This is a genomic window from Mycobacterium sp. NGS67 (genome assembly GCF_059812185.1).
The window spans coordinates 1-12,160 of the sequence record NZ_JCALCF010000033.1 but is presented as its reverse complement, the minus strand read 5'-3'; the positions used below and the strand labels follow the sequence as shown (position 1 = coordinate 12,160).

Genomic DNA, 12,160 nt, shown 5'->3' with positions numbered 1-12,160 from the left:
AGCCTAACCCCCTGCGCTTACCGCGAGAAGATGAAGACCTCAACACGCTCTACCTGACCCCCCAAGCTAGTCTCCCCATAGCACCCGCGCTCGGCTGGCCTTGGAGGGACAGATGTCCGATTTGTCGACAGATTCCACCGGCAACGCCACCGGGAGCGTCTCGAGTGAAGGTTTGCTGCCGCAGCTGGTACAGCATCTGCGGCGAAACCGGACCGCGCTGCGCGAGGAATGGGCGCGCCGGATCACCGAGGCCGAGCTGCTGACCGCGATGACGCCGGAGGAGATCTTCTCCGAGGCGACCGCCGTTTACGACAACTACGTCGAGGTGCTCGAGACCGGTAGCGTCGAAGCGCTGCAGGATTACGCGCGCGACCTCTCCGAGCGCATCATTCCGCGAGGGGTGGAGACCGACGAGGTGCTCGGCATCGTGCTGCTGCTGCGCGACGTGCTGGCGCGCTCGCTGTTCGAGAAGTACCAGGCCGAGTTCGACATGCTGAACCGGGTGCTGGACGCCTACGAACCGGCGGCCAACCGCATTGCCAACACGGTGGGCGTCAGCTTCGTCCAAGAGCGCGAGCGCATCATCCGCCAGCAGCAGGAAGCGATCCGGGAGCTGTCCACGCCGGTGCTGCAGGTGCGTGAGCAGCTGCTGATTCTGCCGATCATCGGTGTGCTGGACAGTCAACGCGCCCGGCAGGTCACCGAGCAGCTGTTGCGGGCCATCCGCGCCAACCGCGCCAAGGTCGTCGTGATCGACATCACCGGTGTCCCCACCATCGACTCGACCGTGGCCAACCACCTGGTGCAGACGGTCGACGCGTCCGGCCTGATGGGCGCCAGCGTCATCATCACCGGGCTGTCGTCGGAGATCGCCCTGACGCTGGTGACGATCGGCTTGGACCTGTCCAAGATGAACGCGGTCGGCGACCTGCAGGGCGGTATCGAGGAAGCCGAGCGGCTGCTCGGCTACGAAGTGACCCGCACCGGCGACTGAGGCCGAGCGCTACTAGGACCAAGACCAACCCATGCCAGTACCGATTCTGAAACAGGGCGCGATCCTGATCGCGACCGTTCAGGCCGCCCTGACCGACTCCGATACCGAGCGCCTGCGCGAAGACCTGATGGAGCGGGTCAGCCGCTTCCGCGCCCAGGGGATCGTCGTCGACGTCACCGCCATCGACGTGATGGACTCGTTCGCGGCACGCTCGCTGCGGACGATCGCCCACATGACCCGGTTGCGTGGAGCCACCACCGTGATCGTGGGCCTGCAGCCCGAGGTCGCCTTCGCCATGGTGCAGCTTGGGCTGGCCTTCGACGATATGAGCACCGCGCTCGACCTCGAAGAGGGCATTGCGCTGCTGCATAGGCAGTTGGGTCTGCACAGATCAACGATCGGGCGCGACGGTGGCGGGTGAGACCGTGGTCGCCATTAACACATCCGACGACATCGTCGCCGCCCGCAAAGCCGGTCACCAGCTCGCCATCGACCTCGGATTCTCGCTGACCGACGTCACCATGATCGCCACCGCGATCTCCGAGATCGCCCGCAACATCACCAGCTACGCCGGTCGCGGCGAGGTCCGGGTCGGTGTCGACGACCGCGAGGGCCGCCGGGCGCTGGTGGTTCGCGCCGAGGACGACGGGCCCGGTATCGCCGACATCGACCGAGCCATGGAGGACGGCTACACCACCGGACGCGGCCTGGGGATGGGCCTGCCGGGTGCCCGGCGGTTGATGGATCGGTTGATTGTGGAGTCCGCGCTGGGCCGCGGCACGGTCATCGAGATGTGGAAATGGGTTCCCGCTCGTGCGTGAGAACGGCCGGCTCGGGCCGATCGAGTGGGCGACGGCGAGTCGCTCACGTCCGGGCGAACAACTGTGCGGCGACCAGGCCCTGGCCGTCGACATCGACGGTGACCATGCCTTGTTCGGGGTGTTGGACGGCCTGGGTCACGGCCCCGACGCCGCAAGTGCCGCACTGGCCGCCGTCGACGCGCTGCAGGGCGCGCGGGGCGAACGCCTCGAGGTTCTGGTCCAGCTCTGCCACCGGGTGCTGAGCGGAAGCCGCGGCGTCGCGATGACCCTGGCCCGGATCGACTTCCAGACCGGCAAACTGAGCTGGACGGGGATCGGCAACGTCGTCGCCAACCTGGTCGCCAAAAGCGCCAGCGGCATCCAGATCCGTTGCAGCGCACGCCTGACCGGCGGCATCGTCGGCTACCGGATACCGGAAACCCGGCCCGCGCAAGTGGTTTCGATCCGCACCGGGGATCTGCTGGTGATCAGCAGTGACGGTATCGCCAAAGATCACCTGGACTACATCGACTTCGCCGCCTCGGCCAAGGACATCGCCGAGCAGATCCTGACCAAGCACGCCAAGGAATCCGACGACGCGATGGTGCTCGCCGCCCGCCACCGGGGCATGCTGTCATGAGCTCGCCGAACGACTTCCAATCCCAATACCTGGCCGCGCTGCGCCGCTACGTCGACGCGCGAGACGAGGACGTCCTGGCCGTGGGGCACGAACTCGGCCGCCGGGCACTGCAGGAACAGATCAGCATGCTCGACATCATCGAGAACACGTTCTGGCTGCTCGACGAACTGCCCGGGGACGCGACCGCCGACCGGGCGCCTGCCCTGGAATTCCTGCTGCAGACGCTGGCTCCGCTGGATGTCGCAACTCGCGGGTTCCTGGACGGCACCAGGAAATACGCGCAGGAGCGGGCCCGCGCGCAGGACCTGGCCGACCGCGACAAGTTTCGTACCGCGCTGGTCAACTCGCTGCAGGAGGGCTTCTTCGTCGCCGACCAGGACGGTGCGGTGATCGAGGTCAACAACGCCTTCGCCGAGATCCTCGGCTACGGCGCCGAGGGTCTGCCGTATCGGTGGCCGCAGCCCTGGCTGGTCGACAAGCAGGGCACCTACGAGGAGCAACAGCGGGTCCGCCGGGAAGGCAGCGCCGACTACGAGATTCCCGTCCGCCATTCCGACGGTCATCTGGCTTGGATCGCGGTCAGCATCAATGCCGTTCGCGGTCCCGTCGGCGAAGGTGACGTCTATGTGGGCACCGTCCGCGACGTCACCGCCGAGCGGGCCTTCGCGGCGCGGGAAGGTGCGGTGCTGCGGCTGGCCACATCGGTGGCGGTGGCCAAGAGCGTGGCCGAGGTATTGGCGATCACCCTTCACGAGTGCCGTACGGCGGTCGACGTGCAGCGTGTGGTGGCGGTGATGTGGCCGTCCGGAGATGGCGAGCCAACCGTGCAGGTGGCCGGCGAGCCCACCGAAAACAGCTGGCGCACAATGGATCCGACGCTTCGCCGCACGTTCACCGACGCCCGTCACCAGCTGCCGCTGACCGCGAAGACGGTCGAGTGGCCGGACGCGCCGGGCAAGGCCCGCGGACTGGTGGTGATGCTCTCCGGCACCGGCGACGTCGCGCTGTGGCTGGAGCTGCGGACCCCACGCTGGGTCAGCGCCGAGGATCGGCTGCTGGTGACCGTGTTGATCGGTCATCTCAGCCTGGCCATCCAGCATGTCCGCCAGTTCGAGAACGCCCGCGAAACGTCGCTGACCCTGCAGCGCGCCATGTTGCCGCCGATGCAGCCGCCACCGGGGTTCGCGGTGCGGTACGAACCCGCCGTCGAACCGCTGGAGATCAGCGGCGACTGGTACGACGTCATCCCGATCGACGACCGCCGCATCGGGATCGTCGTGGGCGACTGCGTGGGCCGCGGTTTGCCGGCCGCCGCGATCATGGGCCAACTGCGCAGTTCTTCGCGGGCCCTGCTGATCACCGGCGCCAGACCGGCCGTGCTGCTCGAACAACTCGACGCGGCCGCGTCGATGATCCCGGATGCCTACTGCACGACGGTTTTCCTGGCGATTCTGGACACCGAATCCGGTGTGCTGGAGTACAGCAACGCCGGCCACATGCCCGCCGTCCTGGTCAACACCCAGCCCGATTCGGTGCCGAAGATGCTGACCGACGCCCGGTCGGTGCCATTGGCGGTGCGCCGCAACACTACTCGCCCGCAGGCCGCCGAGGTGCTGCCGCCGGGCTCGACATTGATGCTGTTCACCGACGGCTTGGTCGAACGCCGGCACGAGTCGATCGACGAGGGACTGGGGCGGGTCGCCGACGTGCTGACCGAATCGGCGCATCTGCCGATCGGCGTGGTCGCCGACACCGTGCTGGAAAGGCTTGCCCCGCAAGCGGGTTACGACGACGACGTCGCGATGGTGGTGTACCGCCACCAGTTGGCCCCGCTGCACGTCGAATCCGAAGCCACCCCGGACAAACTGGCCCCGCTGCGGCGGCAGCTGACTTCCTGGCTGCGGGCCGCGCAGGTCCCGGCGGACCTGGCCACCGACATCGTGCTGGTGGTGAGCGAGGGATGCACCAACTGCGTTGAGCACGCCTACGCCGGACAACAGGCGGGGACGATGCGGCTGCACATGCAGGCCGACGAGGGGGTGATCCGGGCGCACATCGCCGACTCCGGACGCTGGAAGCCGCCGGCCGCCGACCCGGGCAACGGCGGGCGTGGCCTGCTGCTGATGAGGGCCATGAGCGAGTCGATGGACGTCGACGAGAGTCCCGCCGGGACCAGCATCGACATCGTCTTCCGTTTGCCGGATCGATAGCGGGGTAAAACATCGGTGTGACTCACATGTCGATATCCGTCGAGCCTGCCCTGCCGGCGGCCCACGGACCGTTGTCGACGGCGGTGCACCGTACGCTGACGGCGCCGCCCTCGCGCGAGCAAACCGGGCGGATCAGCGCGTCGGTGCGCGATTCCGACCCGTTCGGCCTGGACCTGCAGCTGGCGCTGTACATGTGCTACGAGCTGCACTACCGCGGTTTCGCTTCGGTGGACCCGGGCTGGGAGTGGAATCCGGGCCTGCTGGGATTTCGTGCCGAGTTGGAGCGGGCCTTTCTGGCCGGAGTCCGCCGCGACGTGGGCCCCATCCAGCCCGGTGACACGGCCGACGCCGAAATGGACGCGCTGGCAATCGAACCCAAGGACGGCACCGGGTTGTCGTATCACCTGCGTGACGGCGGGACGTGGGAGCAGATGCGCGAGTACTTCGTGCACCGCTCGCTCTACCACCTCAAGGAGGGCGACCCGCACGCCTTCGCGATTCCCCGGTTGACGGGGACCGCCAAGGCCGCGTTCGTCGCCGTCGAGTTCGACGAGTACGGCGCCGGGCGGGGTCCGGCGATGCACCAGCAACTGTTTGCCGACCTGTTGGATGCCGCCGATCTGGACTCGACGTATCTGGGCTATCTGGATGCGGTACCCGCCGAATCGCTGGCGGTGGTGAACCTGATGTCCATGTTCGGTCTGCACCGGCGGTTGCGGGGCGCGGCGGTGGGGCATTTCGCGGCGACCGAGATCACCTCACCGCCGGGTTCCAAGCGCATGGTCGATGCGCTGCGCCGCATGCAGGCCCCGGCCGCGTGCGTGGAGTTCTACCGCGAGCATGTGGAAGCCGACGCCGTGCACGAGCACGTGGTGCGCTTGGATGTCGTCGGGGACCTGGTTGCCCGCGAGCCGCATCTGGACTGCGACGTCGTCTTCGGCATGCGCGCCAACGCCGCTGTGGAAGACCGCCTGGCCGACGCCATCATGGCGGCGTGGCAGCGGGGCGAGTCGTCGCTACGCCGGCCGCTCGGTTAGCTGCTTGACTTTGGCCGGCCGGCACCGGCGGTGACTGGTGTCGCACAGCGGATAGTCCTGACTGCGGCGACAAGTGCAGACCGCCACCATGAACCGGTCCGACTCCACGACCTCGCCGTCGGGCATCTCGATGCGCACCGGCCCGGAAACCAGCACCGGGCCATTGGGAATCACCTGCACCCGGGTGGTACTCACGGCTTGTCTGCTCGGATCACGACGATTTCCTCTTCCCGACGACCCGGGGGGATCAGGCCGATCTCCTCGAGCCATTCTGCCCGTGCCGTGAGCACCGGCCCGAACGGGATCAGTTGACTGGCAACGACGTCGGCGTCCATGCCGCTGGCGCGCAGCTGGTCCAGCGACCGCTGCACTCCAGCCAGCGCCGAGTGCACCAACAACAGAGATCCGCCGTTGCACAACAACTTTGACGCCGATTCACACAGCGGATCGAGAGTCTGCCGACCGTCTATCCCGGCGTTCCACGCCCAGGACGGGCCGGCCGCGGCCGGGATGTGTTCGGTGTCGTCGACGGGCGGCGTTGGCACGTAAGGAGGATTGGAGACCACGACGTCGAACGAGCCGCACTCGAGTGCGTCGATCCACGAGCCGTGGCGCACATCCACCTCGACCCCGGCGCCGGCGGCGTTGTCCTGGGAACAGCTGACGGCGTGCGGGCAGATGTCGAATGCTGTGACACTTGCGCAACCCATTTCGGCTGCCGATATGGCGACGAACCCGGATCCGGTGCACAGGTCCAGCACTCGGCGATGCCGGATCAGACCTGTCCACCGCATGGTGTCGACGAGCAAGTGAGAATCGTGTTGTGGCTGGTAAACGCGTTCTGCGATCGGATCCGCATCCGAAGCCGGCAACGTGCTTGTCATGGCCTGATTAATGCCCGCAGACGATTATGTTAAACCTCTTGGCCTATCTGCTGGGTTAAGAGGTGCGCGCCGCTGCTTGACCCAGCTTCTGGACGACCGTCTCACAAAACGCCGAAAGGTCCTTGGGCGAGCGGCTGGTGACGATATTGCCGTCCACCACCACTTCTTCGTCGACCACCCGGGCACCGGCGTTGCGCAGATCGGTACGAATGCTGGGATACGACGTCAGCTTGCGTCCGGCGACCACGCCGGCTTCCACCAGCGTCCAGGGACCGTGACAGATCGCGGCGACCAGTTTCCCGGAATCGACGAAATCACGGACGAACGCCACGGCGTCCTTGTCCAGGCGCAGCTTGTCGGGGTTGACCGTGCCACCGGGCAGGATCAGCCCGTCATACTCGTCCACCGACACCTCGGCTACCTTTCGGTCCACTTCGAAAGTCCCGGCCGGCTCGAGGTCGTGATTGCGGGCCTCGATCTCACCGTCCTTCAGCGACAGCAGGTCGGTCTGGGCGCCGGCGTCCTGCAGAGCCTTGCGGGGTTCTTCGAGCTCGACCTTCTCCACCCCGTCGGCGGCCAGAAACGCAATCCGCTTGCCGTCCAACTCATTTGACATCGTCACTACTCCTCTTCGGGGATTTTCCGCTACGGATTGAGGACAACCTTGGTGCAGCCGTCCTGCTTGTGCTTGAAGATCTCGTATCCATGGGACGACTGGTCGAGCGGAAGGTGGTGGCTGATGATCATCGTCGGGTCGATCTCGCCACTGCGGATCCGCTCCAGCAACGGTCGCATGTACCGGTGCACGTGGCATTGCCCGGCCTTGATGGTCAGCGACCGGTTCATGATGGCGCCGATCGGGAACTTGTCCATCAACCCGCCGTACACCCCGACGATGGAGATCGTTCCGCCGTTACGGCAACTCAAGGCAGCTTCCCGAAGTGCGTGCGGCCGTTCGGTTTCCAGCCGCGCCGCCTGCTTGACCCGGTCGTAGGCGTCCACCAGGGTGGAGCCGTTGCGCGCTTCCAGGCCGACCGCGTCGATGCAGTGGTCGGGTCCGCGGCCGGCCGTGATGTCGCGCAACTCGTCGAGTACCGATGTCTCGGCGAAATTGAGGGTGCTGGCGCCCAGCTTCCGGGCCAGCTCGAGCCGGTACGGAACCTGGTCGATGGCAATGACTTTCGACGCTCCGAGCAGCAGCGCGCTGACCACCGCGAACAGGCCCACCGGCCCGGCGCCCCATACCGCCACCACGTCGGTGGACTTGATGTCGCACATCTCGGCGCCCATGTAGCCCGTGGGCAAGATGTCGGAAAGGAACAGCACCTGGTCGTCGGTCAGGTCGTCCTCGATCTTCAACGGTCCCACGTCGGCGAACGGCACCCGGGCGTATTCGGCCTGCCCGCCGGCGAATCCGCCCATCATGTGCGAGTAGCCGAACAGCCCGGCGGGAGAATGGCCCATCAGCTTTTCGACCATGCCGGCGTTGGGGTTGGAGTTCTCGCACAGCGAGTACAGGTCGCGGTCACAGGCCGAGCAGGATCCGCACGCGATCGGGAACGGCACCACCACGCGGTCACCCACGGCCAGGTTGTGCACGTTTTTGCCGACTTCGACGACCTCGCCCATGAATTCGTGGCCCAGCACGTCACCGTGCTTGACGGTGGGAATGTATCCGTCGTAGAGGTGCAGGTCGGAGCCACAGATCGCGGTCGAGGTGACTTTGACGATCGCGTCACGGTCGTTGAGGATCTTCGGATCCGGGACCGATTGCACCTCAACGCTGTTGCGGCCGGCCCAGACAGTTGCCTTCATCGTTCAGCCTCCTTGGCCTGCCGGTTGCGCGGATTGCTGATGCATCTGCCGGAAGGCGACTACACCGTCCGGCGAGCCGTCCGAACGCATCACCTGGCCGGTTTCCATGATCTGCTTGAAGCGGCGCAGGTCGTCGTTGACCTGCTGGTCGGGAGACTCCCCCAGCAGGGTCGCCGCCGCTTTCGCCACGGCCCCGCCCGGGATCTGATAACCGATGGTGACCCGGACTTCGGTGCCCTTGCCGGTGTTGTCCGGGGTGAACTCGACGCGTCCGCTGTTGGCAATTCCCGAGCCCGGCAACGACTGCCACGCGATCCGCCTGCCGGGCTCGTCCTCGACAATCTGCGCGTCCCAGCGAATAGGTTGTCCCACAGGGGCGTTGGCGGTCCAGCGCGACCGGCCGTTTCCGTCGACGACAACGGACTGCAGGTGATGCATGAAGCTGGGTAGCTTCTCCAGATCCCGCCAGTAGTTGTAGACGTCGTCCGGCGGCCGCTGAATGGTCACGGCCGCACGCAACGTTTCGTTCCGCTGCGCGCTGGCGTGCCGCGGTCCTGCGCCGCCGGTGGTGCGCAGCGCGGCGTAGAGGTCGAGTCCGCCGATAACCGTAAGTGCGGCAGCCGAAATGAGCCCACGCCGGCGTCGGCCCGGCCCGCGCTTCGCGACACCGACAGCGAGCGCGGCGACGTCCAGCACGTCACCGGCCACCCGGGTCCACACCAATTTCTCCGAACCGAGCAAAAGCGCTGCGCCGTGGGCGCATTCGCGCAGACCCAGGGCGCGAATGACGGTGCGGGAGCGTTGCGTCTCATCGACACCGGCCAGCGCGGCGACCCCGCCGGGCGCCACAATCTCCGAAAGACCCAGTCCCAGGCTGGCTACGCCGAGGCCTTTCACCAGAGTCATAGTTGTGTTTGCCTCGGACTCACTCATCGCAACAACCCCTCGTCCAGATCCGGTAGCGGATCCGACCCGCTATCGCAGCCATACCCCGGCAGTTAGCACCCAAACCTGCACGCACGCGGCTCAGGCGGAAGCCGCGCGCAACGCCTCGAGGAGCGGTTCGGCTGCTTGTTCGAGGAATTGCTGCTGAGTTTCGCCCCCGATCTGGATGAGCGCGATGTCACTGAAGCCGGCTTCCCAGTAGGGCTTGACGGCTTCGACAATGGCATCCAGGTCGGGACCACACGCAATGCTGTCGGCCACGTCTTCGGGTCGGACGAACTGCGTCGCGCCGGCGAAACCTGCCGGTGTCGGCAGGTCGGCGTTGACCGACCAGCCGCCGGCGAACCAGCGGAACTGATCGTGCGCACGCTCGACGGCGGTGTCGCGGTCGGGATCCCAGCAGATCGGTATCTGGCCGATCACCCGGCCCGCACCGGGCCACCCGCCGCTCTGGCGCGCCACGTGCCAGGCGTCGACCAGCTCGTTGTCGGGTTGCACCGCTACCAGGTGGTCGGCCAGCTTGCCGAGCTTCTCGACACCTCGCGCCCCGGTGAGCGCGACCGCGATGCCGGGCAGGACGTCGGGCACGTCCCACAGGCGCGCGGAGTCGACCTGGAAATAATCGCCACGCCAGTCGACGAGTTGCCCGCCGAACAACTCGCGGATGATCTTGATGGCTTCGCGCAGCATGTCCTGCCGGCGTTCGATGGTCGGCCAGCCTTTGCCGACCACGTGTTCGTTGAGGTTCTCGCCGCTACCGAGGCCGAGCGTGAAACGTCCGTCGGCCAGGATCTGCACGGTCGCGGCCTGCTGCGCCACGATGACCGGGTGATACCGCATCGTCGGGCACGTCACATAGGAGTAGAGGTCCACTCGCTCGGTGGCGTGCGCGACCGCGCCCAACACCGCCCACGCATTCGGGGCGTGCCCCTGCGTGGCCAGCCACGGGGAGAAGTGATCACTGCAGACTTCGAAGTCGAAGCCTCGCTGCTCGGCCGAAACCGCGTCGCGCACAAGGTCTTTGGGGCCACATTGCTCTGTCATCAAGGTATAGCCGAACCGTGCCATACCTTTCGGATACCCCTGGCCACTGAACGCAAACGACGGCGTCAGAACGGTGGGGGCTCGTCCTCGGGGCTGGGCGGTGCGGGGCTGCTGGAGCTGACGGGCTCGGCTCGCCGCGTCATCCGGGCTGCACGGTTGTGCCGACGTTCCGCCTTGACGCGCTGGGCACGGTCCTGAGCGCGGGTGCGGCGGCGCTTGGGCATCATCGCGCTGCGCTCGGCGCAGTAGTCGGCCGGTGGTGGGGTTTCGGGGGCGGGCATGCCGCCGACCGCGGCACACAGACTCGGAAACAGCAGCGCGCTGCCAGGGGTGGTGACGTAGGTGTCTCCGGCCGGGGAGGTCAGGATCAGGGTGCCGTCGGCCAGTTGCTTTTCAGTCCAGCCCCAGAACGTCTTCATCAAATGATGCGTACGGCAATAGCACTTGATATTCGCCGCGTGCGTGGGTCCGCCCGCCGCGTAGGGAACCGTGTGTTCCAAATCGCAGCGCGCCGCGGGCACATCGCAACCCGGCCAGCGGCACGTCAGGTCCCGGCAGCGGACGAAGTCAGCCAGGGCTTTGGACGGGGTGTAGTGGGGTTCGGGTGCGGCCCAGCCGGGGTTTGCCAGCGGCACCAACTTGGCCGAGCGGGCCAGCTCGGCAATCAGATCGGGAGTTATCAACCCGTTGGTTGCCACCTCGGAGCCGGGCGCACCGCCGTTGCCGTGCAGGCTGGCCTGTTCGGCGATCACGTGAATCACCACCGGCGACACCGGCGCACGGGCACCGGCCGTACAGTCCGGGCGTTCGCAGCGACAGCCCAGACGCTCTGCCCGGGCCGCCAGTGCTCCCAGCGCATCGGCACGGCGCTGAGCCGCGGTACGCGGGTCGTGTGGGCACACCGTGGCCGCCAGCGCCGTCAAACACCGGTCCAGGGCATGCCCATCAGGAGTCGACAGGGTGCCTTCGATGTGCGACAAGCCCTCGGAGTCGTCCCAGATCGTCACCTCCCGGCCCTGCCGGCGCTCCTTGCGTCGGCGCACCGCGTCGGCGTCCGCGCGCGCCACGATCCGATCCACCTGACCCGCCAGCCGCCCGCGACTCAGCGAAGGCCAGCGCGTCACGTTGACTGCGATCAACTCATCGACCCGGGCCAACACCTCCGGGTCTTCGATCAGATCGGTGCGGAACACGATCGTGCGGAACGTCGAGCCGTCGATGTCGCCAGCGCAGAACACCTCGCCAACCCTGGGCAGCCGCTCGCGCATCGCCCGAGCGACGTGCAACTGACTCATCGCCAGGCCATGACCGATCCGCAACGCGGCCGCCACCTCCGCCGCCACCGCGTCCATCGTGTCGACACACCACTGCTCGGTATCCGAACACCGCGACAACCGATGCGCGAACAACTCCCCGATCTTGACCAGTTGCGCGGCCGCCGCCCGGTTCTCGGCCACCGCGTCCGCCCGGATCCCGTCGATCAATCCGGTCGACACCGCGGTGGTGGAGGGGTGCCTGCCCTCCCAGTACTCGTCGTTCGCGGCTGTATCGAACATACTTTCGATTATGCCACGGGGCGGTGACAACCCGTCAGAGCCGCTCTTTGACCGCCGCTGACAGGCGGGATCCGTCGGCCTTCCCCTCGGCGATGCCGGTGGCGACCTTCATCACCAAGCCCATCTGCTTCATGGAGGGACGCTGCCCGATGTCCTCAGCCACCTGCGCGATCGCGGTGTCGACAACATCGGCCACCTCGGCATCGGTGAGCGGTGTCGGCAGATATTCGTCGAT

At 66.9% G+C, this 12,160-nt stretch carries 14 protein-coding genes; 6 read left to right on the top strand and 8 right to left on the bottom strand.

All coding sequences use genetic code 11. The annotated features are described in order from the left end of the window. Positions 1–112: 112 nt before the first annotated feature. Genes AC5Y4D_RS23270 through AC5Y4D_RS23245 form a run of 6 tightly spaced genes read left to right on the top strand, consistent with a single transcriptional unit; the run spans position 113 to position 5,681 of the window. A complete protein-coding gene (locus tag AC5Y4D_RS23270; protein WP_499943337.1) occupies positions 113–994 on the top strand; it encodes an STAS domain-containing protein in 882 nt (293 codons plus the stop codon). A 31-nt stretch (positions 995–1,025) separates the two neighbouring features. After that, positions 1,026–1,415, top strand: a complete 390-nt coding sequence (locus AC5Y4D_RS23265; RefSeq protein WP_499943336.1) for an STAS domain-containing protein — start codon at positions 1,026–1,028, stop codon at positions 1,413–1,415. After that, the gene (locus tag AC5Y4D_RS23260; RefSeq protein WP_499943335.1) at positions 1,405–1,815 is read left to right on the top strand and encodes an anti-sigma regulatory factor; all 411 of its coding nucleotides are present in this window, start codon (positions 1,405–1,407) and stop codon (positions 1,813–1,815) included. The genes AC5Y4D_RS23265 and AC5Y4D_RS23260 overlap by 11 nt, the downstream gene beginning before the upstream one ends. Continuing rightward, the gene (locus tag AC5Y4D_RS23255) at positions 1,808–2,434 is read left to right on the top strand and encodes a SpoIIE family protein phosphatase (RefSeq protein ID WP_499943334.1); all 627 of its coding nucleotides are present in this window, start codon (positions 1,808–1,810) and stop codon (positions 2,432–2,434) included. The genes AC5Y4D_RS23260 and AC5Y4D_RS23255 overlap by 8 nt, the downstream gene beginning before the upstream one ends. Beyond that, positions 2,431–4,644 (top strand): SpoIIE family protein phosphatase, encoded by a 2,214-nt coding sequence (locus AC5Y4D_RS23250; protein ID WP_499943333.1) that lies wholly within the window; start codon positions 2,431–2,433, stop codon positions 4,642–4,644. The genes AC5Y4D_RS23255 and AC5Y4D_RS23250 overlap by 4 nt, the downstream gene beginning before the upstream one ends. 26 nt (positions 4,645–4,670) lie before the next feature. Beyond that, complete coding sequence (locus AC5Y4D_RS23245) at positions 4,671–5,681, top strand: iron-containing redox enzyme family protein (RefSeq protein ID WP_499943332.1); 1,011 nt, start codon at positions 4,671–4,673, stop codon at positions 5,679–5,681. Here the strand turns inward: AC5Y4D_RS23245 and AC5Y4D_RS23240 are convergent. The 8 genes from AC5Y4D_RS23240 to AC5Y4D_RS23205 form a co-directional block, all read right to left on the bottom strand. Continuing rightward, positions 5,661–5,876: a CDGSH iron-sulfur domain-containing protein gene (locus AC5Y4D_RS23240; protein ID WP_499943331.1), complete on the bottom strand. Its 216-nt coding sequence runs from the start codon at positions 5,874–5,876 to the stop codon at positions 5,661–5,663. The two genes, AC5Y4D_RS23245 and AC5Y4D_RS23240, sit on opposite strands and share 21 nt — an antisense overlap. Continuing rightward, positions 5,873–6,565 (bottom strand): HemK2/MTQ2 family protein methyltransferase, encoded by a 693-nt coding sequence (locus AC5Y4D_RS23235; RefSeq protein WP_499943330.1) that lies wholly within the window; start codon positions 6,563–6,565, stop codon positions 5,873–5,875. The genes AC5Y4D_RS23240 and AC5Y4D_RS23235 overlap by 4 nt, the downstream gene beginning before the upstream one ends. 55 nt (positions 6,566–6,620) lie before the next feature. Continuing rightward, a complete protein-coding gene (locus AC5Y4D_RS23230) occupies positions 6,621–7,181 on the bottom strand; it encodes a type 1 glutamine amidotransferase domain-containing protein (RefSeq protein ID WP_499943329.1) in 561 nt (186 codons plus the stop codon). Positions 7,182–7,210: 29 nt separating this feature from the next. Then, entirely contained in the window at positions 7,211–8,380 is a 1,170-nt protein-coding gene (locus tag AC5Y4D_RS23225; protein ID WP_499943328.1) for a zinc-dependent alcohol dehydrogenase, read from the bottom strand. A 3-nt stretch (positions 8,381–8,383) separates the two neighbouring features. Next, complete coding sequence (locus tag AC5Y4D_RS23220; RefSeq protein ID WP_499943327.1) at positions 8,384–9,286, bottom strand: SRPBCC family protein; 903 nt, start codon at positions 9,284–9,286, stop codon at positions 8,384–8,386. 120 nt (positions 9,287–9,406) lie between these two features. Next, the gene (locus AC5Y4D_RS23215; RefSeq protein ID WP_499943326.1) at positions 9,407–10,393 is read right to left on the bottom strand and encodes an LLM class F420-dependent oxidoreductase; all 987 of its coding nucleotides are present in this window, start codon (positions 10,391–10,393) and stop codon (positions 9,407–9,409) included. A gap of 41 nt (positions 10,394–10,434) precedes the next feature. Continuing rightward, positions 10,435–11,925: an HNH endonuclease signature motif containing protein gene (locus AC5Y4D_RS23210; protein ID WP_499993068.1), complete on the bottom strand. Its 1,491-nt coding sequence runs from the start codon at positions 11,923–11,925 to the stop codon at positions 10,435–10,437. 34 nt (positions 11,926–11,959) lie between these two features. After that, on the bottom strand, positions 11,960–12,160 hold a 201-nt coding region (locus AC5Y4D_RS23205), incomplete at its 5' end, for a GatB/YqeY domain-containing protein (RefSeq protein WP_500038323.1).